Source organism: Cellulosimicrobium sp. XJ-DQ-B-000, assembly GCF_031119065.1.
GTDB classification, from domain to species: Bacteria; Actinomycetota; Actinomycetes; order Actinomycetales; family Cellulomonadaceae; genus Cellulosimicrobium; species Cellulosimicrobium funkei.
Map to the genome: position 1 here is coordinate 327059 of NZ_JAVHYN010000004.1, position 23470 is coordinate 350528.

The following is a 23470-nucleotide window of genomic DNA, read 5'->3' on the forward strand; positions in this document are numbered from 1 at the left end:
TCGCGGCACGGCGGACCGGCAAAACTCTCAGGTCGACGCGTGCGTCCGATGACAGAGCGGGGAGGGACCCGCCGTCGTCCCCTCCCCCGGAGGTCCCCGTGACCCAGCCGTCCCTCGACCGCACCTCGCCGCCCGACGCCGCCTCCGGCGCGTTCGCGCCGCGCCACCTCGGCCCGCGCGGCCGCGAGGTGCAGGTCATGCTCGACCAGCTCGGCTACTCCTCGCTCGACGCGCTGGTCGACGCCGCGGTGCCCGCGACGATCCGCACCGAGCGCCCGCTCGACCTGCCGGCGGCGCGCACCGAGACGGAGGTGCTCGACCACCTGCGCGCGCTCGCCGCGAAGAACGTCGTCAAGACGCAGATGATCGGGCTCGGCTACTACGGCACCGTCACTCCCCCGGTGATCCGTCGCAACGTCCTCGAGTCCCCCGCCTGGTACACGGCGTACACGCCGTACCAGCCCGAGATCTCGCAGGGCCGCCTGGAGGCGCTGCTGAACTTCCAGCAGGTCGTCGAGGACCTCACCGGCCTCGACGTCGCGAACGCGTCGCTGCTCGACGAGGCGACCGCGGTCGCAGAGGCCGTCGCCCTCATGTGGCGCGCGTCGCGTGCGAAGAGCGGCTACGTGGTGCTCGACGCCGACCTCTTCCCGCAGACGCTCGCGGTGACGCTCGGTCGTGCGCAGGCCGTCGGCCTGCCCGTGGTCGTCGCGGACCTGTCAGGCGGCCTGCAGGCGGGGCTCGCCGCCGCCCGCGCGGCGGGCGCGTTCCCCACCGTGGTGGACGACGACGCGCACCTCGTGGGCGTCGTCGTCCAGCAGTCGGGCGCGTCGGGTCGCGTCGTGGACTGGCGGCCCGTGGTCGCGGAGGCCAAGGACGCGGGTGCGCTCGTCACAGTGGCGAGCGATCTGCTCGCCCTGACGCTGCTGGTCTCCCCCGGCGAGCTCGGCGCCGACGTGGCGGTGGGCTCCGCCCAGCGGTTCGGCGTCCCGCTGTTCTACGGCGGCCCGCACGCCGCGTTCATGGCGGTCCGCAAGGGCCTCGAGCGGTCCCTGCCCGGCCGTCTCGTGGGCGTCTCGATCGACGCCGACGGCGACACCGCCTACCGCCTCGCCCTCCAGACGCGCGAGCAGCACATCCGGCGCGAGAAGGCGACGAGCAACATCTGCACGGCGCAGGCGCTCCTCGCGATCGTCGCCTCGATGTACGCGGTCTACCACGGCCCCGACGGCCTCCGCGCGATCGCCGAGCGCACCCACGCCCACGCCACGACCCTCGCCGAGCACCTGCGCGCGGGCGGCGTCATGGTCGAGCACGCCACCTTCTTCGACACCGTCCGCGCCGTGGTCCCGGGCCGCGCCGCCGACGTCGTCGAGGCCGCCGCGACGGCCGGCGTCAACCTGTACAACCCCGATGCAGACCATGTACAGATCGCCTGCGACGAGACCACCACGCCCGCGATCCTCGCCACGGTCGTGCGGGCGTTCGGGATCGATCCCGCGACCGGGCGGAGCGAGGACGGCGCTGCGGCCGCAGCATCCGGCCACGACCTCCCGGCCTGGGCGACCCGCACGACGCCGTACCTCCAGCACCCGATCTTCCGCCTGCACCGCTCCGAGACGTCGATGCTGCGCTACCTGCGCCGTCTCGCGGACAAGGACCTCGCCCTGGACCGCACGATGATCCCGCTGGGCTCGTGCACGATGAAGCTCAACGCGACGGCGGAGATGGAGGCGATCTCCTGGCCGGGGTTCGCGGACCTGCACCCGTTCGTCCCCGCCGACCAGGCGCGCGGCTACGAGGAGCTCATCGGCGGCCTGGAGTCGGCGCTGGCGGAGATCACGGGCTACGCGGGCGTCTCGGTGCAGCCCAACGCGGGCTCGCAGGGCGAGTTCGCGGGCCTGCTGGCGATCCGCGAGTACCACGTGTCTCGCGGGGACGTGGAGCGTGACGTGTGCCTGATCCCCGCCTCGGCGCACGGCACGAACGCGGCGTCGGCGGCGCTGGCGGGCCTGAGGGTCGAGGTCGTGCGGACCGCCGAGAGCGGCGAGGTGGACCTCGCCGACCTGCGCGCCAAGCTGGCCGACCACGGGCCGCGGGTCGCGGCGATCATGATCACCTACCCGTCGACGCACGGGGTCTTCGAGGAGCACGTCCGTGAGGTCTGCGACCTCGTACACGAGGCAGGTGGCCAGGTGTACATCGACGGGGCGAACCTCAACGCGCTCGTCGGGCTCGCGCGCCCGGGGGAGTTCGGCGGCGACGTCTCGCACCTGAACCTGCACAAGACGTTCTGCATCCCGCACGGCGGGGGAGGGCCCGGGGTCGGACCGGTCGCGGTCGGCGAGCACCTCGTGCCGTTCCTCCCGGGCGACCCGCTGGCGCCGGGCGCGTCCGCCGCGACGCCCGTCTCGGCGACGCGGTACGGCTCGGCCGGGATCCTGCCGATCTCGTACGCGTACGTCGCCCTCATGGGCCCGGACGGGCTGACGGAGGCGACGAAGACCGCGGTGCTCACCGCGAACTACGTCGCGAGCCGGCTCGCCGACCACTACCCGGTGCTGTACACGGGCCCGAACGGCCTCGTCGCGCACGAGTGCATCCTCGACCTGCGCCCGATCACCGCGGAGACGGGTGTGACGGCGGAGGACGTGGCGAAGCGGCTCATGGACTACGGGTTCCACGCGCCGACGCTCTCGTTCCCCGTGGCAGGCACGCTCATGGTGGAGCCGACGGAGAGCGAGGACCTCGCGGAGCTCGACCGGTTCGTCGACGCGCTCGTCGCCATCCGCGGCGAGATCGACGCGGTCGCGTCGGGCCGCTGGGCGGTCGAGGAGTCGCCGCTGCGCGGCGCGCCGCACACCGCGGCGGCGCTCGTGGCGGAGGACTGGGCCAAGCCCTACTCGCGCGAGCTCGCGGCCTACCCGGTCGCGAGCCTGCGCGCCGGGAAGTACTGGCCGCCGGTGCGCCGCATCGACGGTGCGCGGGGCGACCGCAACCTCGTGTGCTCGTGCCCGCCCCTGGAGTCCTACGTGACGGGAGACCTCGCATGACCGAGCAGCAGACCGGGACGACCGAGAGCGCGGAGCGCCGCAGCCCGCTGCACGACGAGCACGTCGCGCTCGGCGCGAACCTCACGAGCTTCGGCGGGTGGCTCATGCCGCTGCGGTACACGTCCGACCTCGCGGAGCACCGCGCCGTCCGCGAGGCGGCCGGCCTGTTCGACCTCTCCCACATGGGCGAGATCGAGGTCGCGGGACCGCAGGCCGCGGCCGCGCTGGACCACGCGCTCGTCGGGAACCTCTCCGCGGTCGCGCCGGGCCGGGCGCGCTACACGATGATCTGCCAGGAGGACGGCGCGGTCCTCGACGACCTCGTCGTCTACCGCCTCGCGGACGAGCGGTTCCTCGTGGTCGCGAACGCGGGGAACGCGGACCTCGTCGCGCGCGAGCTCGTGGAGCGCGCCGCGGGCTTCGACGCGACGGTCACCGACCAGGGCGCGGGCACGGCGCTCGTCGCGGTCCAGGGGCCGCGTGCGGAGGAGATCGTCGCGGGCCTCACGGACCCGGCCGACCCGGTCGCCGCCGAGACCGTGCGCGGCCTCCGGTACTACGCGGCCGCGCCGCTCGTGCTGCGGACCGACGACGGCCCGGTCGACGCGCTCGTGGCCCGCACCGGGTACACGGGGGAGGACGGGTTCGAGCTGTTCGTGCCTGCGGACCGCGCCGCCGACCTGTGGCGCACCGTGCTCGCCGCGGGGGCGCCGCTCGGCCTGGTCCCGGCGGGCCTGTCCGCGCGCGACTCGCTGCGCCTGGAGGCCGGGATGCCGCTGTACGGGCACGAGCTCGACACCACGACCACGCCGTACGAGGCCGGGCTCGGGCGCGTCGTGAAGCTCGACAAGGTCGACGCCGACGGCGCGCCGCTCGAGTTCGTCGGCCGCGCCGCGCTCGCCGCGCGCCGGGAGTCGCCGCCCGCGCGCGTGCTCGTCGGGCTCCGGGGCCTGGGGCGGCGGCCCGCGCGGGCGGGCTACGCCGTCGTGCTGCCGGGCGACGGCGTCGACGCCGGGGGAGCGGTGGGGGAGTCCGCGCGCCGCGTGGGCACGGTGACGTCCGGCGCGCCGTCCCCGACGCTCGGCCACCCGATCGCCCTCGCGTACGTCACGCCCGAGCTGTCGGCGGAGGGCACCGAGCTCGCCGTCGACGTGCGCGGCCGGGCCGAGCCCGTGGTCGTCGTGCCGCTCCCGTTCTACCGTCGTCCCCAGCAGTCCTGACCGCCCCGTCGTCCCGAAGGAGAACCCCATGACCGAGGCCCAGTTCCCGGCGCACCTGCAGTACACGGCCGAGCACGAGTGGATCGACGGCTCGACGCCCGCCGTCGTCGGGATCACCGCGACGGCCGCCGAGGCCCTCGGCGACATCGTCTACCTGGAGCTGCCCGAGGTGGGCGCCGAGGTGACCGCCGGGAGCGTCATCGGCGAGGTCGAGTCGACCAAGTCCGTGTCGGAGCTCTTCTCGCCCGTGACGGGCACGATCGTCGAGGTGAACCAGGCGGCGGTCGACGACCCGGCCGTCGTGAACTCGGACCCGTACACCGACGGCTGGCTGTTCAAGGTCGACGTCGTCGACACGGGCGACCTGCTCACCGCCGACCAGTACGCGGCGCACGTCGGCAGCTGACGGCCGTGCCGGGGCGGTGCGGACCGCCCCGGCACAGGGTCGGCGCGCCGGTCAGCGGAACGTCGTCGCGTAGTACGTCTGCTGGTCGACGGTCTCGACCTCGACGTCCTGCGTCCGCTCGAGGTGGCGGCGCAGGTTGTCCGCGAACCGCAGCGAGTCGTCGTTGAACCGCGACACGTCGTAGGCGCACACCACGCGGTTCTCCGCGAGGTGCGCGACGAGCGCGTCGATCATGTCCATGAACGTCCGGCTCGCCCGACGGCCCGGGTGGGCGAGCGTGAAGCCGATGTACCAGACGGCGCCGCGCGCAGCGTGCTCGGGGTAGCGCGCCGCGAAGAACTCCGGGCTCACCCACGGGACCGCCGCGAGGTCTGTCGCGAGCGTCGTCAGCCCGACGGCCGCGCCGTCGTCGTCGTGCGCGAGGAGCTTGAGGACCCGCGGGTCGCTCATCTCCTCGTCGAACTCCTCCCGGTGCAGCACGTGCCGGGCCGCCGCGCGCGTGCGCAGCGGCTCGAACGCCTCGAGGTAGAGCTCCCAGAACCGGTCGGCGAGCTCGCCGCCCACGGTCTGCTCGAACGTCACCGCGGCGCGCCCCGCGCCGGCGCGCGTCGGCGCCGTCACCGGGTCTCCCCGTCCCAGCCCTCGCGGCGGTACGCGGCGACGACGACGGAGCACACGGGCAGCGACTCGCAGCGCACCCCGGCGACCCGGCGGCCGGCCGGGTGGAACCGGTTGCCGCGCGTCGCGGCCAGGTCCTCCAGGCTGAGCGTGAGGTCCAGCTCGAGCTGCTCGTGCGACGGCGCCTCGTGCTCCACGAACAGACCGGCACCGCTGTCGTCGTCACGCAGCGACCACGCCACGCCGGCCCACGCCTCGTGGCCGGGCATCACGGCGTGCGCCTCGGCGTACACGCAGTAGAGGAGGTCGCCGTGCCCGCCGTACCCCTCCTCGAGGCGGTCCACCTCGACCACGCGGGACCCGGGCGGCACGACGGAGCTCAGCCGGACGAGGTTGAAGTCGCCGACGCCGGCGTCCGTGAGCGCCGCGTCGAACGCGGACAGCTCGGTCCTCCCCGTGCCCGTCCCGTGGCTCACGTAGATGATGGGTCCCGCGGTCATGTGTTCTCCGTCCTCGAGGCTCTCGCCCCGTCGTCGTGCGCCGTGCCCCAGCGGCCCGCGGCCGTGTCCAGGAGGTCGAGCACGGGTTCCAGCAGCTTCTCGGGGGCGGTGCTCCCCTTGCGCAGGTAGACGGTATCTCCCAGCCGGAGGTCCGCACGCTGGTGCGCGTCGAGGCGCGCCCCGCTGTAGATGACGAGCGGGACCCGGCTCAGGCGGCCGTCCTGGCGGAGCGCGTCGACGACCTCGCGGCCCGCGCCGTCGGGCAGCGTGAGGTCGAGCACGACGAGCGCCGGGTCGTCGCCGCCCGCGAGCACCTCCAGCGCCTCGTGGACGCTGCGCGCCAGCGTGACGACGAGACCCGCGCCCTGCAGGACGGCCCGGACCACCTCGCCGACCTCCGGGTCGTCCTCGACGACGAGCACGTGCTCGTGGTGCGGGCGCAGGCTCACGGCCTCCTTGACGGTGCGCTCGAGCTCCGCGGGCGCGACCGGCTTGACGAGCCAGCGGTCGGCGAGCGACGCCGTCGCCTGGGCCTTCGAGGGCTGCGAGCCCGAGACGATGACGACGGGCACGTTCGCCGTCGCGGCGCTCCGGCGCACCCGGTCGAGCACGTCCTGCCCGTCGCGCCCCGGCATCGCGAGGTCGAGCACGACGGCGGCGGGCCGGGCGGCCTCGATGGCCGCGAAGGCGAGCGTGCCGTCGGTCACCCCGACGACGTCGTACCCGCGCGACTCCAGGACCGCGCGCAGCACGTCGACGACGTACGCGTCGTCGTCGACCACGACGACCCGCGGGCGCTGGTCACCGGTCGCGGTCGCGGGCACGTCGTCGGCCGCGCCGAGGACCGGCTCGGGCCGGGGGAGGGTCGCGCGGAAGGTCGCGCCCGTGCCCTCGCCGCGGCTCTCGGCCCAGATGCGGCCCCCGTGGCGCTCCACGATGCTCTGCGAGATCGCGAGCCCGAGCCCGCTGCCGCCCCGCTCGCGGGAGTCCGACGCGTCGACCTGCTCGAAGCGCCGGAACACCGCCTCGAGCTTGTCCGGGGGGATGCCGCGCCCCTCGTCCTCGACGCGGAGCTCGACCATCTCCCCGGCGGAGCGCGCGGACACGCGGACCGTCCCGCCCGGCGGGGAGAACTTCACGGCGTTGCTCAGCAGGTTGGTCAGCATCTGCACGACGCGGTCCCCGTCGACGGCGACGACCTCGTCGGTGTCCTCCTGCACGATCTCGACGCCGGCGTCGCGCGCGAGCAGCCCGACCGGCTCCGCGGCCGTCGCGACGAGGTCGGCCACGCGGTGGTCGGCCCGCTCGAGCGGCGTCGTGCCCGAGTCCATGCGCTCGATGTCGAGGATGTCGTCCACGATCCGGTTGAGGCGGTCGCTGCTGGACCGCGCGACGTGCACCATGCGCGCCGAGCGCTCGGGGAGCGTGCCGAGGGCCCCGCTGTCGAGCAGGCCGAGCGCGCCGCGGATGGCGGTGAGCGGCGTGCGCAGCTCGTGGCTCACGACGGACACGAACTCGTCCTTGAGCCGCTCGACCTCCCGCCGGTCCGTGATGTCGCGGAACACGACGACCGCGCCCAGCGTGCGGCCGTCGTCCTTGAGCGGGCTCGCCGTGACCTCGACGGCCACCTCGGAGCCGTCCTCGCGGAGGTAGACGTCCTGCTCGGCGACCGCGGTGATGCCGTCGCGCACGGCCTCCCGGATGTAGCAGGACTCCGCGGGGTAGGGGTTGCCGTCCGCGTCGGGCGCGTGGAAGAGCGCGTGCGCGTCCCGGCCGATGAGCGAGTCGGGGCTCGCGCCGAGCGTGCGGGACGCCGCCGCGTTGACGAAGGTGACGCGGCCGTCGGGGTCGACGCCGTAGATGCCGTCCGCCACGGACTCGAGCGTCCGCGCGCGCTCCCCGGCGAGCGCGCGGAGCTGGGACGTGCGCTCCTCGACTCGCCGTTCGAGGCCGTGCAGCAGCGACTCGTTGTCGGCGACGACGAGGATCTGCCGCGCGACGACGGCGAGCAGGACGACGACCCAGAGCGCGTTCGGGGCCCACGAGAACCCCGTCGAGGAGGACTGCACCACCCGCACGAGAGCGGCCGCGAGGAACAGGCAGAACGTCACGGTCGTGCCGAGGATCGCGGACCCCTGCGCCCGCTCGTCGGCCACGGGGCTGCCGCTCGCCGCCCGGTGCCGCGCGGCGAGCGCGATCATGAGATACCCGCCGACCCAGCCGACGTCGATCGGGCTGCCGAACGTGAACGTGCCGTCGGCGGAGAGCAGGGCGAACGCGACGTCGGCCACGGCGTAGAGCACGAACCCGCTGCCCACGAGCACGAGGGGCACCCGCTCGGAGGCGGTCGAGCGGGTCATCACGAGGACGGCGAAGGTCGCGAGCAGCGCGTCCACCACCGGGAGCGTGTACGCCGTGACGGCCGCCGTGCCGGTCGGCGGGGCCTCGGCCGAGCGGAGCGTCACCGCGTAGAGCGCGATGTACAGCACCGAGCCGCCGACGACGACGCTGTCGAGCAGCATCCGCCCGATCTCCTTGCCGCGCGGGCGCACGGTGGGGAAGAACGCGAGCCCGACGATGCCGAGGAGCAGCGCGGCGATGTAGGCGTAGTCGCCCGTCGAGGGGTTGTCGACCAGGCCCGCGTAGACGTTGCCCACGAGGCCGACGACCCCGCCGAGCGCGAGCAGGCTCCATGCCCGACGCCGTCGGCCCGTCGAGCGTGCCGCGCGCCACCCGCAGCTCGCCGCGGCGATCGCCCCGGCGCTCACGATCGAGGCCTGCGAGATCGTGCGTCGCGTCTCGGCGTCGAGGGGGCTCGCGAGGACCGCGGCGAGGAGCACGAGGAGGATGCCGACCACCCAGCACCAGAGGACGAAGGGGTCGTGCGTCCGCTCCGTCGGTCCCCGCTGCCCCACCATGCGTCGAGCGTAGGGGACTGCTCGTGGGCGCGCGCTGCCGGGCACGAGCTTCTCGGCTAGCGTCGGGACGATGGACGCGGAAGGGCAGACCAGGCGGCGCGTGGTCGTCATCGACGACGACCCGTCGATCCGCGAGGTCGTCGAGCTCGCGCTCGACGTGGTGGGCGGCTACGAGGTGCACGTCGCCGCCGACGGCGACGAGGGCGCGGCGCTCGCCGAGCGGGTGCGGCCCGACGCGATCGTGCTCGACGTGATGATGCCCGTCGTGGACGGGCCCACCGTGCTCGCGCGCCTGCGGACCCGCCCCGCGCTGCGCGACGTACCGGTCGTGTTCCTCACCGCCAAGGTCGGCGCGGGGGAGATCTCGCGCCTCGACGGCCTGGGCGCGGCCGGCGTCATCACCAAGCCGTTCGACGCTCTCGACCTCGCGGCCCGGCTCGGCGCGCTCCTCGGGTGGAAGCCGTGACGGCCGGGCCCGACGGTCGTGCGGAGGACCGGCTCGACGCCGCGCTCGTCGTGCTGCGGCAGCGGGCGCGCGTCCGGAACGCGGCGCGCGTCGAGGAGGCGGCCCGCCTCCTGGGGCACGGGGCGGACGACGCGGAGGAGCCCTCGGCCGAGGCCGTCCTCGAGGCGGCGGCGCTGTGCCACGCCGTCGCCGGGTCCGCCGGGACGTTCGGCGACGACGACACGACCGCGGCCGCGCGCGAGCTGGAGGCGGCGCTCCGTGGGGGCGACCTCGCCGCGGTGCCGGCACGTCTCGAGCGCCTGCGCGCCCTGACCGACGGCGCCCGGGAGGGCACGAACCCCGAGTCTTGAGCAAATCTTGAGGTTCTCCTGCGGCGGACGTGGGATTCCCCCGAGGACCGCGCACCAGGGTGGTGGGTGCCGAGGGGACGGTCCCCCGGACTGGCAGGGGGGTACTCCCATGATCGACACCGTGACGTCGCCCGACAGCCCGACCCGCGCGAGCCACGGGCCCCGCGTCCCGACGCCGACCTATCTCACGTCGGGCCCGCAGGCGAGCATCGACGCCGCCATGGCAGCGCTGAGCGACACCGTCGAGCGCACGCTGCAGGAGGACCTCGCCCAGGGAATGCTCCCGACGGTCGAGCAGATGAGCGTGAGCGTCGTGACCCGTTCGACGGGTTCCGTCGAGGACTACACGGCCGTCGCGCTGCTGCTGCTCTCGTACCAGCACCTCGTCTGACCTGCACCGACGCCGCTCTGGCGGCACGTTCGTCCGGGTCTGGACGAACGTCCTGAAACTCGTCGCGAGAAGTCGCGTCATGAAACGACTCCCGTCCCATCCCTTCAAGTAGCACCAACCGGAACTCGCCACGTGGGGATGACGTGACCGGAGAGCATCTGGAGGAGAACATGAGCACCATCGAGCTGGTCCGCCCCGTGGCGGCCCCGTCGGAGCGGATCGCCACCCCGATCGCTCCGCTGACCCGCCGGGAGCGGGTCGTCCTGTCGAACCTGTCTGAGGACGTCACGCTCGAGCAGATCGCCACGAAGCTCTTCGTCACGCGCAACACGGTCAAGTCGCAGGTCCGCAGCCTCTACCGCAAGCTCGGCGTCTCGACCCGTGCCGAGGCCGTGGCCTGGGCCCGGGCGGCCGGCCTGCGCTGACGAACGGCTCCGCCGCCCTCGCAGGCCGCGGTCACGGTCGCGTCACCCGCACGTCACGACGCCGTGCGACACTCCGCGTATGACTCTGCGCAGACTGGTGGTGGCCGCGGCGATCGTCGACGATCTCGTCGCCCCGCGGCTCCTGCTCAGCGCGCGCCGGTCCCGTCCGTCGCACCTCGCAGGCCGCTGGGAGTTCCCCGGGGGCAAGGTCGACCCCGGTGAGACCCCGACGGAGGCGCTGCACCGCGAGCTCCGCGAGGAGCTCGGCGTGGCCGTGGAGCTCGGCGACGAGATCGTGGGCCCCGACCACGGGACCTGGATCATCACCGACCGCCACGTGATGCGCCTGTGGTTCGCGCGGGTCACCGCGGGAGAGCCCCAGCCGCTCGTCGAGCACGACGAGCTGACCTGGCTCGACGCCGGGAGCTGGCTCGACGTGCCGTGGCTCGACGCCGACGTACGCATCGTCGAGGAGCTCGCGCGCCAGGTGGCGCCCGAGGCCGTCTGACGTCGCGGACCGTCGCGCCGTCGTCCCACCCGTGAGCGCACGGACCACGTGAGCGCACGGACCGGTCGCGGCCGGCACGATCCGACCGCGACCGATCCGCGCGTGCAGCGGGGTCAGCCGACCGGCTGGACCCAGGGCGACGGGGCCGGGGGAGCGACGACCGGCGGCCGGTCGGTGCAGCTCGGCGCGTTGGGGGCGAACCGGCCGAGCCAGTTCACCGTCCCGGGCTCCCACGGGCTGAGCGACGTACCGTCGTTCCCCCCGAGGTCGGTGAGCGTGAACTCGGTGCCGCCGTCCGGGAAGGTGAACGCGCCGCAGTTGTTCACGCCGGCCCAGCCGACGTTGCGGGCGTCGACGTTCTCGAACGACGCCCCGCCGCGCACCCGTGCGCTGACCACGGACGTGCCCGTGCCGTCGACCCGCACGTCCTGGAACGCGACGCCCTCGATCTTCACCTTGTCCTTCACGCCCCAGTCGGAGACCAGCATGATCGCGTTGTACGTGCTGTCGAGGTAGTGGTCGCCGGTGACCCGGACGTCGGCGTCGATGTCGCCGTCGAGCGCGTAGAACCAGATCGCGCCGAGCCCGATGTTCCAGTTGAGCTCGAGCGTGCCCGCACGCACGGCGGTGTTGTCGGTGAGGTCGAGGCTGCCCTCGAACGGCTCGGCGCCGAACCGCGACCCGACGTGGAGCCCGCTGCCCTCGCGGACAGGGTCCGCGACGAGGTTCGCGCGCACCGTGTTGTCCGTGCCGCCGTAGACCGCGATGCCGTTGGCCAGGGTGTTCGACTGGATCGTGTTGTTCTCGAACACGTTGCCGGCGTTGGCGACCTTCTCCGACCACATCGCGAGGCCGTCGTCGCCGGTGTTCCGGACGAAGACGTTCCGCACGACCGAGCTCGTCACGCCGCCATGGAAGTTCAGCGCGTCGGCGATCTGGTCGACGATCACGGTGTTCTCCACGCGCAGGTCGTCCATCGGCCCGTCGAACCACAGCCCGACCTTGGTGTGCTGGATGTGCAAGCCTGAGATCGACGAGCTGCTCAGCGCGCCGCCGACCCCGTTGACCTGGTCGGTGTCGATGCGTTCGCGGACGTCCCCGAGGATCGCGAAGTCGCGCAGGTGGACGTTCCGGCTGCCGCCGTCGTCGGCGTGCTTCCCGTAGAACCCGACGCCGGTGTGCACGGACCCGTCGGGGGCGGGAGCGTCCAGCGCGACCTCTCTGCCCCGGAAGATCGTGTACCAGCTCCCGGCGCCCTGGATGGTCACGTCGTCGACGACGACGTGCCGGTTCACCTGGTAGACGCCCGGCGGGACGTACACCTCGAGCCGGTGCTTCCTCGCGAACGCGATCGCCTTGTCGAGCGCGTCGGCGGAGTCGCGCCGACCGGTGGGGTCGGCCCCGAAGAGCAGCGCGTTCGCGGCGAGCAGGCGCACCTTCGGCGGCGCGACCTTCTCGGAGTCGAGGAGGTCGATCACGGTCCACTCGGCGGCTCCGCGCGCCGGGACCGCGAGGCGGACGACGTCGCCCTTCTTGTACGTCTGGCCGAGCAGCAGCCGCTGCTCGTCGTAGAACTTCATGGGGCGGAACGGCTTCTCGAACGTCGGGGTCGGCGTCGTCTCCGCGGGGACGCACGCGCACTCCGCGACCCACCAGCCGGGCTGGAGGACGTCCGCCGTCGGGTCGTTGGTGAACGGGTACTGGTTGTACAGGTAGGAGTACGCCGACGTGAGGGTCATGCGCCGGTCGAGCCCCACCTTCTTGCCCTGACGCAGGACCGACACGTCGAGCGGCGACGTGAGGCCGCCGCCCGTGGGGGAGTCGGGGACCGAGTACCTGACCGTGATCGCGTTCGCGTCCGCGGGGAGCGTGAACTCCACGTTCTGACCCGCCGTGAGCCGGACGGCGGAGCGGCCCGACGCCTCGGCCTCGATCGTGTAGGCGTCACGGCCGGGCCCGATCACGGTCCCGGTCGTCACGGCGTTCTCCGCCTCCTGCTCGAGGAACGGGACGGCGGCGCCGCGTCCCTCGACGAGCGCCGGGTCGACGGCGGCCCGTGTCACCACGGCGGGCGCGGGTGGTCGGGGCGTTCCGTGGGCCAGGGCCGACGGCGCGCCGCCCGCGAGGAGCGTGAGGGCGAGCGCCGTCACGGTCACGGTGCGGGCGCTGCGTCGGCGCGCGGTGGGGTGGTTCGTGCTGCGAATCATCGTCGACCCGTCTTCTCTCGGGAGGCGTGCGGCCTCCGTGCTCGCCGGGGGCGTGCTGACCCTCCGGCCCGCTGCGCGGTCGCACCTCCGGGCAGCGCCGTTCGTGCTGAACACTAGGATGCAGTCGCCGCAGTGGCAAGGGTCTGTAGCGATATTGCGCGTCCGCGTCGTTTTCTTGCACGGACGGCTCGCCTCCGTCGAGACGGCCGCGTCCGGGGGTTGCCGAGGACGAGCCCCCCGGCCGACGCGCGCTCCGGGGGCCCGCCCGGTACGGTCGCCGCGTGAGCCGCCTCGTCGCCAGGACGCGAGCCACGGTCACCGCGAGGGACCGGGTGCCCCCGTGGGCCGTCATCACCGTGGGAGCGGTCTGCGTCCTGCTCGGGGCGGCCGTCGTCCTGCGGCCGTTCGCGTCGCTCGCTCTGCTCGTCGTCGCGGTCGTGGCCGGGGCCCTCGTCCTGGGCGTCGCCGAGCTCGCCGATGGCGCGGTCGACGAGCGCACCACCGCGCCGGGCAGCGGAGGGCCCGCACGTCCGCGCGGGCTGCGGTTCGCGCGAGGAGGCCTGTTCCTGGCGCTCGCGGTCGCCGTCGTTCTGTGGCCCGCGCCGTCGATCGTCGTCGTCGCGCTCCTCGTCGGTGCGAGTCTCGTCGTGGCCGGACTGCTCGACGTGCTCGGGGGCGTGCGCTCCGCGGGGATCGACCGCTGGAGCCGCGTCGGCCTCGGCGCGGCCTCGGTCGTGCTCGGCCTGGTCGCCCTCGCGTGGCCGGACGTCACGGTGCTCGTCGTCGCAGTGGTCTTCGGGGTGCGGCTCGTGGTCCTCGGTGTCCGGCTGGTCGTCGCCGGGGTGCACCGCACCCGCGCTCCGGGACGGGGCGAGGGCGCCGCGGACCTCGACGCCGGGCTCGTCGAGGCGCCCGGCCCGGCGACGACCCGACCGCACGGCCGGGGGGCGCTCGCCGGGGCGGTCCTGGCGGTCGTCGCGGCGGGCGGGCTCGCCGTCGTCAGCGTCGGGCTGCACCGCGCGGCGCCGCAGGTCGACGCGTTCTACGACCCGCCGGCGTCCGTCCCGGACGAGCCCGGTCGGCTCCTGCGCGCCGAGCCCTTCACCCGCGAGGTCCCTGACGGGGCGACGGCCTGGCGCATCCTCTACACGACCACGCGCGACGAGGGCCGGCCCGCGGTGGCGAGCGGGCTCGTCGTGGTGCCGGACGCCGCGGCGAGCCCGTCGCCCGTGATCGCGTGGGCCCACGGCACGACGGGCTCCGCGCAGGGGTGCGCGCCGTCGGTCCTCGACGAGCCGTTCGAGTCCGGCGCGTTCTACCTGCTCGACGACGTGCTCGCGCGGGGGTGGGCGCTCGTCGCCACCGACTACGTCGGCCTGGGCACGGAGGGCCCCCACCCGTACCTCGTCGGGCAGGGCGAGGCGCGGTCCGTCGTCGACGCCGTCCGCGCCGCGCGCGAGCTCGACGGTGCGACGCTCGGCGAGCAGACCGTCGTCTGGGGCCACTCCCAGGGTGGCCACGCCGCGCTGTGGACCGGGGCCGTCGCCCCCGGGTACGCGCCCGACGTCCCCCTCGCCGGGGTCGCCGCCCTCGCGCCGGCGAGCGACCTCACCGGCCTCGTGGCCCACCTGGAGAGCGTCGCGGGCGGGAGCGTCTTCGCGTCGTTCGTCGTCGAGGCGTACGACGCGATCTATCCGGACAGCGACGTGGCGGGCTACGTCCGCCCGGGTGCGCGGTTCGTCGTGCGGGAGATGGCGTCCCGCTGCCTGTCCGAGCCCAGCGCGCTGGTCTCGGTGGCCGAGGCCCTGTCGATGGACCAGCCCCTGTGGACGACGGACCCGACCACGGGGCCGCTGGGCGAGCGCCTCGCCGAGAACGTGCCGACCGGACCGGTCGCCGCTCCGTTGCTCGTCGCCCAGGGGGCGTCGGACACGTTGATCCTCCCCACGGCGCAGGAGGCGTACGTCGGTGCCCGGTGCGCGGCCGGGCAGCCGGTCGACTACCGCACCTACCAGGGGCGGGACCACGTCGGGCTCGTGCAGGCGGGCTCGCCCGCCGCGGCGGACCTCGTGCGATGGACCGAGGCGCGCCTCGCGGGCGAACCGCCGACCCCGACGTGCGCCGGCGGATGACGCGCCCTCAGGGGGCGACCAGGCCGCCGTCGGGCGCGCGGACGCCCGCGGCCCACGCGTCGTGCCCCGCGAGGTCGGCCGGGTAGCGGGCCGCGGCACGCTCGTCGAGGTCGACGCCGAAGCCGGGCGCGTCGTGCGGGCGCAGCCAGCCGTCGACGATCCGCAGCGTCCCGGGGAACACCTCGTGGACGGCGTCGGGGTAGACGTGGCCCTCCTGGATCCCGAACGCGGTCGAGGTGACGTCGAGCGCGACGTTCGCCGCGGCGCCGACCGGCGACGTGTCGCCCGGCGCGTGCCAGGCCGTGCGCACCCCGACCAGCTCGGCCGCCGTCGCGAGGGCGCGGCCCGCGCTCAGACCCCCGATCGCGCTGATGTGGCAGCGGATCAGGTCGACGCCGCCACCGAGGACGAGCCGCGCGGCGTCGGGGAACGACGTCGCGAGCTCGCCCACCGCGATCGGCACGGGCGAGGCGGCGCGCACCTCGGGCAGGCGGTCCCAGTGCTCCGGCGCGAGGACGTCCTCGAGGAAGAAGGGGCGGTAGGGCTCCAGGGCGCGCGCGAGCATCACCGCCTGCTTGGGCGTGAGGCGCGAGTGGACGTCGTGCAGCAGCTCGACCTGATCGCCCAGCGCCTCGCGCGCCGCCGCGAAGAGCCGCGGCGTCCGGCGCAGGTACTCCTCGACGCTCCAGCCCTGGGGGTAGGGCGCAGCGGGGTAGCCGGGCTCGGGGTCCGCGGCGGTGCCGTAGTGGCCGACGCCCGGCTGGCCGGTCTGGATCCGCACGTGGCGCCAGCCGGCGTCGACGATCCGCGCCGCGTCGTCGATCGTCTCCGCGACGGTGCGCCCGCTCGCGTGGAGGTACGTGTCGGCGGCGTCGCGCACCTTGCCACCCAGCAGCTCGTGCACGGGCATCCCCGCGCGTTTGCCGGCGATGTCCCACAGCGCCATGTCGAGGCCCGAGATCGCGTTGTTCCCCACGGGCCCCTCGCGCCAGTACGGCGCGAGCCGCGCGAGGCGGACGAGGTCGCCGATGTCGCCGGGGTAGCGCCCCACGACGAGCCGCTCGAGGTGCTGCTCGACGTACGCGGCCACCGCGTGCCAGCGCTGCGTGTACGTCGCGCACCCGAGCCCGTAGAGCCCGGGCACGTTCGTGTCGACGCGCACGACGACGAGCGGGATGCCGTCCGGCGCCGTGACGATCGCGCGCACGCCGGTGATGCGCGTGCCGTCCCGCGCGGGCCACGGGTTCGCGAACGCGGGGTCGACGGGGTGGACGGTGCGGAGCGGGGCGTCGGTCACGGGCTCTCCGAGGGAGGTCGGGCGTCGGGCGAGGTGCGGGGCCGCGCGTCGGGGCGGGCGTCCGGTCGGTCGGGCGAGGCGTCGTCCGGCCGGTGGACCGAGTGCCGCGGCCGGAAGCCGAGCAGCTCGCGGGCGCGCCGCGTGTCGACGAGGCCGTCGCGCGGCCCGACCGGGCGCGTGAGGGGCACGTCCGGGGCGAACCGGGCGAGGAGCTCGGGCGTCGGGACGTCGAGGAGCGTGTCGTCGGCCGCGAGCCCGACGACGTGGGCGCCCGTGAGGTCGGCCCTCAGCCCGGCCTCGACCGCCCGGGCGGCGTCGCGCAGGTCCAGGTACGCCCAGCCCTCGCGGGCGACGACGCGCGGGTCGCGGGCGACGGCCGCCGCCGTCTCGCGCAGCCCGGCGGCGTCGCGCACGTGCGGGAAGCGCAGCGCGACGACGTCGATCCCCCACCGGCGCCACGCGGCCCGGGCCGCGGCCTCGTCCGCCTGCTTCGAGAGCGAGTACGCGTCGGCGACGTCGGCCGGGACGTCCTCGTCGAGCGGGAAGTAGGCGGGTCTCACGTCGTGCGGGTTCATCGGGACGCCGAACGCGTTGATGCTGCTCGCGACCACCGCGCGCGGCACGCCCCGTTCGCCCGCGAGCGAGAGCACGGCCCACGTCGCCGTCGTGTTGGTCGCGTACACCTCGAGCGGCGTGCCCAGGTCCGGGTGCGGGATCGCGGCGAGGTGCACGACGGCGTCCGCGTCCTCGAGCCCGCGGCTCACGTCCTCGGGGGAGCGGGCGTCCCCGACGACCGTGCGGTCCGCGGGGCACGGGTGCTCGAAGGCGGTCGACAGCGCCGTGACCTCGTATCCCCGGCCGAGCAGGTGGCGCACGGTCGCACGGCCGATGCCGCCGTCGGCACCGGTGACGAGGACGCGCGTCATCCCCACACCCTACGTCCCGGTCAGGGCTGATCGTCGCATTCTTGCGGTCTGTCTGTCGCAGTCTTGCCCTCCGGGGCTGCGGCGCTCGCTCGGGCGCGCAGCATGCTCGCGACGTCCGCGAGCGTGCTGCCCACCGCGCGCGGCGCACGCTCGGGGCGGAGGTAGCGCGCGTCCTCGTCGTCCGCCGTGGTGGGCACCGGGGCGTCCGGGTGTGCCTCGGCCGAGGCCGCGGGATGTGCTGGTGACCCCTGCACCACGCGTCCCCCGCCGGAACGCCACGCGAGCGTCGCGTCGACGAGACGCCGGTACACGCCCGCGTCGAGCGGGTCGCGGAGCCACGCGTCCGCCGCCTCGGCGACGTGTCGCGCGAGACGTGCCTCCTGGTCCGTCACGTCTTCTCCTCTCGCGCCGTCCGTCGCGGGCGAGCCTAGCCCGGACGCCGTGCCGCTCTCCGTCGACGGCAAGGACGAGGGGTGCCGACGGCGGGGCCCGCCGTGCGAACGGTCGCGCGACGCGCGACGGTGGCGTGCGGAGGTGGTCACCGTGGCCGACACGTTCCCCCGGATCGCCCAGGTCGTGCTCGACACGACCGACGCCCGCGCGCTCGCGGAGTTCTACCGCGGCCTGTTCGGGCTCGAGTACCGCGCGGGCGACGAGCCGCCTGCCGCGGGCGAGCCCGACCCCGACGGCGCGGACTGGCTCGTGCTGCGCGCCGCACCGGGCGGGGTCCAGCTCGCGTTCCAGCAGGTGGGGACGCTCCCGCCCTCGACGTGGCCCGAGGACGGCGTGCCCCAGCAGCTGCACCTCGACTGCACCGTGCCCGACGTCGCGGAGCTCGACCGGCAGCACGACCGCGCCCTCGCGCTCGGGGCGCGGTTGCTGCTCGACCGGTCCGACGACCCGGACGAGCCGCTGCGCGTCTATGCCGACCCGTCGGGTCACCCGTTCTGCCTCTTCGTGGGCTGACGCGCGCGGTCGCCGCCCGTCGCCGGGCGCGGGATCATGCGTGCATGACCGCGACCCCGCTGACCACCGCCGAGCTCACCGACGTCTATACCGACCTCCATCGCCACCCCGAGCTCGCGTTCGCCGAGCACCGGACCGCCGGGATCGTCGCCGAGCGGCTGCGCGGCTGGGGGTACGACGTGCACGAGGGGATCGGCGGGACGGGCGTCGCGGGCGTCCTCGCGAACGGCGACGGACCGCGCGTGCTGCTGCGCGCCGACATGGACGGGCTCCCCGTCACCGAGCTCACCGGCCTGCCCTACGCCTCCACGGACACCGCGACCACGCCCGACGGCCACGAGTCCGGCACCATGCACGCGTGCGGCCACGACGTGCACGTGACGTGCCTGCTCGGCGCCGCGGCCGAGCTCGCCGCGCACCGCGACACGTGGTCGGGCACGCTCGTCCTCGTCTTCCAGCCCGCCGAGGAGGTCGGCGGGGGAGCGCGGGCGATGGTCGCGGACGGCCTGTTCGACCGGACCGGCGGACGTCCCGACGTCGTCCTGGGGCAGCACGTCATGCCCCTGCCCGTGGGCGTCGTCAACCTCACGGCCGGGCCGGCGATGGCCGCGACCGACTCGTTCCGCGTCACCCTGCACGGCAAGGGCGGTCACGGCTCGAGCCCCGAGTCCACCGTCGACCCCGTCGTCATGGCGGCCGCGACGGTCATGCGGCTCCAGGGCGTGGTGTCGCGAGAGGTCGGGGCGCGGGAGTCCGCGGTCGTGACCGTCGGGGCCCTGCGCGCCGGGACGCAGGCCAACATCATCCCGGGGTCGGCAGAGCTGCTCGTCAACGTCCGGTCCTTCACGCCGCAGGTGCGCCGTCGCGTGCTCGACGCGATCCACCGCATCGTCGACGCCGAGGCCGTGGCGTCCGGGGCACCCCGGGCCCCGGAGTACGAGGAGGTCTCGACGTTCGACCTCATGGTCAACGACCCCGCCGCCACCGAACGCACCCGAGCCGTCCTCGCCCGCACGCTCGACGAGCACCACGACCGCATCACGGCCGCGGGCGGGCGGGCAGCCGTCGTGTCGCTCCCGCCGCTGCCCGGCTCCGAGGACGTCGGCGACCTCGCGACCGCCGCCGGCGTGCCGCTCGTCTACTGGAACCTCGGCGGGTTCGACCCCGCGCTGTTCGCCGGGTTCGACCTGTCCACCGCGACGGGCATGGGCAACCTGCCCGACGGCGTCGCCCCGAACCACTCCCCGTACTTCGCGCCCGTCCCCGAGCCGACGCTCGACCTGGGCGTCGCGCTCCTCGTCGCCGCGGCGCGCGACTGGCTGCGGACGGCGTGACGTCGCCGCGCGACCGCGGAGTGCGCGCGTGGGTCCGCGGCTCCACCGGGATGAACCCGGGCTTCCCTGAGCTGACCCGGGCTCTATCTCGGCGGACCCGGGCTCTACCCGGGCGGGCCCGGGGGCGCGTCGTCGGTGGGGTCAGGCGGACTTCTCGCGCGGGGTGCGGGCGCGCGCGGTCGTGGTGCGCGGCACGATCGTGGGATTGACGTTGTCCAGCACGACCTCGCGCGTGATCACGACCCGCTCCACGTCATCACGCGACGGCACGTCGAACATCACCTGCTGCAACACCTCCTCCATGATCGCGCGCAACCCCCGCGCCCCCGTCCCGCGCAACAACGCCTGCTCCGCGACCGCCTCGACCGCACCCTCGGTGAACTCCAGCTCCACCCCGTCGATCGCGAACATCCGCTGATACTGCTTCACCAACGCATTCCGCGGCTGGGTCAAGATCCGCACCAACGCCTCCCGGTCCAACGCCGCCACCGACGCGATCACCGGCAACCGCCCGATGAACTCCGGGATCAACCCGAACCGGTGCAGATCCTCCGGGCGCACCTGCGCGAACAGGTCCTCCCCCGCACCCGTCTCGATCGGCGCACCAAACCCCACACCCCGCTTGCGCGCCCGCGCCGCCACGATGTCGTCCAACCCCGCAAACGCCCCCGCCACGATGAACAGCACGTTCGAGGTGTCCACCTGGATGAACTCCTGGTGCGGATGCTTACGACCACCCTGCGGCGGCACCGACGCCGACGTGCCCTCGATGATCTTCAGCAACGCCTGCTGCACACCCTCACCCGACACGTCCCGCGTGATCGAGGGGTTCTCCGCCTTCCGCGCCACCTTGTCGATCTCATCGATGTAGATGATGCCCGTCTCAGCCTTCTTCACGTCGAAGTCCGCCGCCTGCACCAGCTTCAACAGGATGTTCTCCACGTCCTCACCGACATACCCCGCCTCGGTGAGCGCCGTCGCGTCCGCGATCGCGAAAGGCACGTTCAACATCCGCGCCAACGTCTGCGCCAGATACGTCTTGCCCGTCCCCGTCGGACCGATCAACAAGATGTTCGACTTCGCCAGCTCCACGTAGTCCGGGTCGTCGGTCGCGAGGGCCTCGCCCGCCTCCTCGGCGGCAGCGGCGGCGCGTACGCGCTTGTAGTGGTTGTGCACCGCGACGGCCAGCGCCCGCTTGGCGCCGTCCTGCCCGACGACGTAGCGGCTGAGGTGCGCGAAGATCTCGTGCGGCGTGGGGAGCGGGCCGCTGCCGGTGACGATGTCCTGCTCGGCCGACTCCGTCTCGCGGTCCTCCTCGACCATCTCGAGGCAGAGGGCCACGCACTCGTCGCAGATGAAGACGCCCGCGGGGCCCGCGATGAGCCGCTTCACCTGCCGCTGCGACTTGCCGCAGAACGAGCACGTGAGCGCGTCCGCCGCGCGGGGCCCGCGCTGACCGCGCGCGCCGCCGTCGTCGGTGCCGTCGGAGCGTGCCACCAGGTGCCTCCAGTCGAGTCGGTTGCGGCCGATCGTAACCGCCGCCCACGACACCCCCGCACGCGAGCCCTGGGACGCGCCGGGTCAGGCGTGCGGGACGTCGTCCGCCGGGTCGGTGCCGCCCGCGTCCTCGGTGAGGAGCTGGAGCCGGCTCGCGGTGCGGAACGCGTCCGGGCGGTCGGGGAGCGCGGTGCGGAAGGTGCCGAGCGCGTGGGGCGACGTGACGACGAGCTCGACGTCCGCGTCGACCAGCACGTCGACGACCGCGACGAACCGCTGCTGGGCCTCGCGGTCGACGGCGGTGAGCTGGGGGACGTCGGTGACGACCCACCGGCGGAAGCGCACGGACCAGTCGAGGTACTCCAGGGTCGACGTCGCCCGGCCCGCGAGGTCGTCGAACGTCACCCACAGCTCGTCCGCGCGCGCCGCCGTCACGGGGAACGTGCGCGACCCGGTGCGGACCGCCGTCGCCTCGTCCGCCCCCGGGCGGCGCAGGCCGCGGGCGTCGAGCTGGGCCGTCGTGCCGGGGCGGAGCCACGCGCCCGCGGCGAACCCGGCGCGGCCGCGCCCGCCAAGCGTCCGGTAGTCCGTGGGCCCGGCGAGCTCGACGACGTCGAGGTGCGCGCGCAGGAGGGCGATCCCCGGCTCGGCGACGTGGTGCCACAGCGGGTTCGGCAGCAGCGTGCCGGGCTCGTAGTTCGACGTCGCGAGCACGACGACGCCCGCCGCGAACGCCCGGCGCAGGAGCCGCGTGAGGAGCGTCGCGTCGCCCGTGTCGTGCAGGTGGAGCTCGTCGAGGAGGAGCAGCGTCGTGCCGCGCAGGAGGTCGTCGATCGCGTCGTCGACCGCGCTCGGGCGGTCCTCGGGCCGCACCTCCGGCGACAACGGCTCAGGTCCCGGGGGTTCTGGCGCAGGAGGTTCCGGGGCCTGGGGCGCCCGGGTGCGCCACCCGCGCGTCGGGCCTCCGTGCCCGACGGCGGCGCGTGGCTCCGCGCGGGCGGCCTCCCGGCGCGCGTGGATGGCCGCGTGGAGGTCGCGGAACAGGTCGTAGACGTGCGTGCGGCGCACGGCTCCCGCGGGGAGCTCCGGCGTGACGGCGTCGACGAACGCCGTGGCGAGCCAGGACTTGCCCCGCCCGACCGGCCCCCAGACGTACAGCCCGCGGACGGGACGTCGTCGGGCCCGGGCGACGTCGTCGCCGAGCCGCGCGAGCCGGTCGAGGAGGTCGCGCTGGCCGGCGTCGAGCACGATGCCGTCGCGGGCGGCGGCCGCCTCGACCGCGCGGCGGACGCGGTCGGCGCGGGGGCGGGTCACGGGGACACCCTAGGCGCGGCGGCCCGCCGGTCGGAGTCGGCGGCGAAAGCGCTAGACTGGAACCGTTCCAGAGAAGAGTGCGTCGTACCTGCCGCGGGAGGCCGAGTGACCGACCTGATCGACACCACCGAGATGTACCTGAAGTCGATCTACGAGCTGCAGGAGGAGGGGATCCCCCCGCTGCGCGCGCGGATCGCCGAGCGCCTCGGGCACTCGGGGCCGACGGTCTCGCAGACCGTGGCGCGCATGGAGCGCGACGGCCTCGTCGTCGTCGGGGGCGACCGCCAGCTCGAGCTCACGGCCCTCGGCCAGCAGACGGCGGTGCGCGTCATGCGCAAGCACCGCCTCGCCGAGCGCCTGCTCACCGACGTCATCAAGCTCGACTGGGAGCACGTCCACACCGAGGCCTGCCGCTGGGAGCACGTGATGAGCGACCTCGTCGAGCGGCGCCTCGTCGGGCTCCTCGACCACCCGGCGCACGACCCGTACGGCAACCCCATCCCCGGCCTGCGCGAGCTCGGCGAGGACCTGCCCGAGGTCGGCTACCTGCAGGGCGTCGTGTCCCTGCGCGCGCACCTCGTCGCGCGCGGCGCGGTGCCGGGCACCGAGGTGCGCGTCGTGCTCCAGCGCATCGCCGAGCCGATCCAGGTGGACGTCGAGCTGCTCGCGCGGTTCGCCGAGGCCGGCGTGCTCCCGCACCGGACCCTCGTGGTCACGGTGGGCGACGGCGTCGTCACCGCCTCGGGCGAGGGCGCCCTGACCGTCCTCGACCTGCCCGACGACGTCACGCGCCACCTCTTCGTGACCGCGGACTGACGGTGTCGTGGCCCAGGGCGGCCGCCGAGAACGAGGTTGGTCCCGCTATCCACCGGATAGCGGGACCAACCTCGTTGTGGTGGGGGAGCGGGGTCGTGCTCGCCGACCGGGTGTCGTGCGGCGGGG

The 23470-nt window shown here is 74.6% G+C and carries 21 protein-coding genes; 12 read left to right on the forward strand and 9 right to left on the reverse strand.

The window, feature by feature from the left end; all coding sequences use genetic code 11:
* Positions 1-197 precede the first annotated feature (197 nt).
* From gcvP to gcvH, 3 genes are read left to right on the forward strand one after another with little or no spacing between them, the layout of a single operon-like run.
* Positions 198-3053: an aminomethyl-transferring glycine dehydrogenase gene (gene gcvP, locus RDI86_RS09255; RefSeq protein WP_374990529.1), complete on the forward strand. Its 2856-nt coding sequence runs from the start codon at positions 198-200 to the stop codon at positions 3051-3053.
* On the forward strand, positions 3050-4273 hold the full coding sequence (gcvT, locus tag RDI86_RS09260; RefSeq protein ID WP_076404138.1) for a glycine cleavage system aminomethyltransferase GcvT: 1224 nt from the start codon (positions 3050-3052) through the stop codon (positions 4271-4273). Before gcvP ends, gcvT begins: the two co-directional genes overlap by 4 nt.
* A 28-nt stretch (positions 4274-4301) precedes the next feature.
* Positions 4302-4679 carry a glycine cleavage system protein GcvH gene (gene gcvH, locus RDI86_RS09265; RefSeq protein ID WP_021483687.1) on the forward strand — a complete coding sequence of 126 codons (378 nt, stop codon included), beginning with the start codon at positions 4302-4304 and terminating at the stop codon, positions 4677-4679.
* Positions 4680-4730: 51 nt separating this feature from the next.
* Here the strand turns inward: gcvH and RDI86_RS09270 are convergent, their stop codons facing one another.
* The 3 genes from RDI86_RS09270 to RDI86_RS09280 are packed head-to-tail and all read right to left on the reverse strand — an operon-like array spanning position 4731 to position 8715.
* Positions 4731-5300, reverse strand: a complete 570-nt coding sequence (locus RDI86_RS09270; protein ID WP_051027849.1) for a hypothetical protein — start codon at positions 5298-5300, stop codon at positions 4731-4733.
* The gene (locus RDI86_RS09275; RefSeq protein ID WP_043653117.1) at positions 5297-5797 is read right to left on the reverse strand and encodes a pyruvoyl-dependent arginine decarboxylase; all 501 of its coding nucleotides are present in this window, start codon (positions 5795-5797) and stop codon (positions 5297-5299) included. The genes RDI86_RS09270 and RDI86_RS09275 overlap by 4 nt, the downstream gene beginning before the upstream one ends.
* A complete protein-coding gene (locus RDI86_RS09280) occupies positions 5794-8715 on the reverse strand; it encodes a response regulator (protein ID WP_308821232.1) in 2922 nt (973 codons plus the stop codon). The genes RDI86_RS09275 and RDI86_RS09280 overlap by 4 nt, the downstream gene beginning before the upstream one ends.
* Before the next feature lie 70 nt (positions 8716-8785).
* Here RDI86_RS09280 and RDI86_RS09285 point away from each other — a divergent pair, with 70 nt between their 5' ends.
* From RDI86_RS09285 to RDI86_RS09305, 5 genes are all read left to right on the forward strand, one after another.
* Positions 8786-9181, forward strand: coding sequence for a response regulator (locus tag RDI86_RS09285; protein WP_076404135.1), 396 nt, complete (start codon positions 8786-8788; stop codon positions 9179-9181).
* Positions 9178-9531, forward strand: coding sequence for an Hpt domain-containing protein (locus RDI86_RS09290; RefSeq protein WP_076404134.1), 354 nt, complete (start codon positions 9178-9180; stop codon positions 9529-9531). The genes RDI86_RS09285 and RDI86_RS09290 overlap by 4 nt, the downstream gene beginning before the upstream one ends.
* 109 nt (positions 9532-9640) lie before the next feature.
* Entirely contained in the window at positions 9641-9922 is a 282-nt protein-coding gene (locus RDI86_RS09295; RefSeq protein WP_021483475.1) for a hypothetical protein, read from the forward strand.
* 170 nt (positions 9923-10092) lie between these two features.
* Positions 10093-10347: a helix-turn-helix transcriptional regulator gene (locus RDI86_RS09300; protein ID WP_043653127.1), complete on the forward strand. Its 255-nt coding sequence runs from the start codon at positions 10093-10095 to the stop codon at positions 10345-10347.
* Positions 10348-10426: 79 nt separating this feature from the next.
* A complete protein-coding gene (locus RDI86_RS09305; protein ID WP_044144702.1) occupies positions 10427-10855 on the forward strand; it encodes a (deoxy)nucleoside triphosphate pyrophosphohydrolase in 429 nt (142 codons plus the stop codon).
* Between the two features lie 113 nt (positions 10856-10968).
* Here RDI86_RS09305 and RDI86_RS09310 read toward each other — a convergent pair whose 3' ends face one another.
* Positions 10969-13062: a glycosyl hydrolase family 28-related protein gene (locus tag RDI86_RS09310; protein ID WP_308821233.1), complete on the reverse strand. Its 2094-nt coding sequence runs from the start codon at positions 13060-13062 to the stop codon at positions 10969-10971.
* A gap of 281 nt (positions 13063-13343) precedes the next feature.
* On the opposite strand from RDI86_RS09310, the gene RDI86_RS09315 reads away from it, so the two are divergent.
* A complete protein-coding gene (locus tag RDI86_RS09315; RefSeq protein ID WP_308821234.1) occupies positions 13344-15194 on the forward strand; it encodes a lipase family protein in 1851 nt (616 codons plus the stop codon).
* A gap of 7 nt (positions 15195-15201) precedes the next feature.
* Here RDI86_RS09315 and RDI86_RS09320 read toward each other — a convergent pair whose 3' ends face one another.
* Genes RDI86_RS09320 through RDI86_RS09330 form a run of 3 tightly spaced genes read right to left on the reverse strand, consistent with a single transcriptional unit; the run spans position 15202 to position 17809 of the window.
* A complete protein-coding gene (locus RDI86_RS09320; protein WP_308821235.1) occupies positions 15202-16491 on the reverse strand; it encodes an enolase C-terminal domain-like protein in 1290 nt (429 codons plus the stop codon).
* Entirely contained in the window at positions 16488-17417 is a 930-nt protein-coding gene (locus RDI86_RS09325) for an NAD(P)-dependent oxidoreductase (RefSeq protein ID WP_308821236.1), read from the reverse strand. Before RDI86_RS09325 ends, RDI86_RS09320 begins: the two co-directional genes overlap by 4 nt.
* Positions 17418-17437: 20 nt before the next feature.
* Complete coding sequence (locus RDI86_RS09330; RefSeq protein WP_308821237.1) at positions 17438-17809, reverse strand: hypothetical protein; 372 nt, start codon at positions 17807-17809, stop codon at positions 17438-17440.
* Positions 17810-17960: 151 nt separating this feature from the next.
* On the opposite strand from RDI86_RS09330, the gene RDI86_RS09335 reads away from it, so the two are divergent.
* The gene (locus tag RDI86_RS09335; protein ID WP_251177135.1) at positions 17961-18383 is read left to right on the forward strand and encodes a VOC family protein; all 423 of its coding nucleotides are present in this window, start codon (positions 17961-17963) and stop codon (positions 18381-18383) included.
* Between the two features lie 44 nt (positions 18384-18427).
* Positions 18428-19717: an amidohydrolase gene (locus tag RDI86_RS09340; RefSeq protein WP_308821238.1), complete on the forward strand. Its 1290-nt coding sequence runs from the start codon at positions 18428-18430 to the stop codon at positions 19715-19717.
* A gap of 141 nt (positions 19718-19858) precedes the next feature.
* On the opposite strand, the gene clpX is transcribed toward RDI86_RS09340, so the two are convergent.
* Entirely contained in the window at positions 19859-21214 is a 1356-nt protein-coding gene (gene clpX / locus RDI86_RS09345; protein ID WP_085386935.1) for an ATP-dependent Clp protease ATP-binding subunit ClpX, read from the reverse strand.
* A gap of 84 nt (positions 21215-21298) precedes the next feature.
* Positions 21299-22528 (reverse strand): cell division protein ZapE, encoded by a 1230-nt coding sequence (zapE, locus tag RDI86_RS09350; protein WP_168946327.1) that lies wholly within the window; start codon positions 22526-22528, stop codon positions 21299-21301.
* 105 nt (positions 22529-22633) lie between these two features.
* On the opposite strand from zapE, the gene RDI86_RS09355 reads away from it, so the two are divergent.
* Positions 22634-23344 carry a metal-dependent transcriptional regulator gene (locus RDI86_RS09355; RefSeq protein ID WP_043659817.1) on the forward strand — a complete coding sequence of 237 codons (711 nt, stop codon included), beginning with the start codon at positions 22634-22636 and terminating at the stop codon, positions 23342-23344.
* The last annotated feature ends 126 nt before the right edge of the window (positions 23345-23470 follow it).

Coding starts and splice junctions, on each gene's coding strand:
- gcvP (WP_374990529.1), top strand. CDS start 198: ATGCTCGACCAGCTCGGCTACTCCTCGCTCGACGCGCTGGTCGACGCC.
- gcvT (WP_076404138.1), top strand. CDS start 3,050: ATGACCGAGCAGCAGACCGGGACGACCGAGAGCGCGGAGCGCCGCAGC.
- gcvH (WP_021483687.1), top strand. CDS start 4,302: ATGACCGAGGCCCAGTTCCCGGCGCACCTGCAGTACACGGCCGAGCAC.
- RDI86_RS09275 (WP_043653117.1), bottom strand. CDS start 5,797: ATGACCGCGGGACCCATCATCTACGTGAGCCACGGGACGGGCACGGGG.
- RDI86_RS09280 (WP_308821232.1), bottom strand. CDS start 8,715: ATGGTGGGGCAGCGGGGACCGACGGAGCGGACGCACGACCCCTTCGTC.
- RDI86_RS09285 (WP_076404135.1), top strand. CDS start 8,786: ATGGACGCGGAAGGGCAGACCAGGCGGCGCGTGGTCGTCATCGACGAC.
- RDI86_RS09295 (WP_021483475.1), top strand. CDS start 9,641: ATGATCGACACCGTGACGTCGCCCGACAGCCCGACCCGCGCGAGCCAC.
- RDI86_RS09300 (WP_043653127.1), top strand. CDS start 10,093: ATGAGCACCATCGAGCTGGTCCGCCCCGTGGCGGCCCCGTCGGAGCGG.
- RDI86_RS09305 (WP_044144702.1), top strand. CDS start 10,427: ATGACTCTGCGCAGACTGGTGGTGGCCGCGGCGATCGTCGACGATCTC.
- RDI86_RS09310 (WP_308821233.1), bottom strand. CDS start 13,062: ATGATTCGCAGCACGAACCACCCCACCGCGCGCCGACGCAGCGCCCGC.
- RDI86_RS09325 (WP_308821236.1), bottom strand. CDS start 17,417: ATGACGCGCGTCCTCGTCACCGGTGCCGACGGCGGCATCGGCCGTGCG.
- RDI86_RS09340 (WP_308821238.1), top strand. CDS start 18,428: ATGACCGCGACCCCGCTGACCACCGCCGAGCTCACCGACGTCTATACC.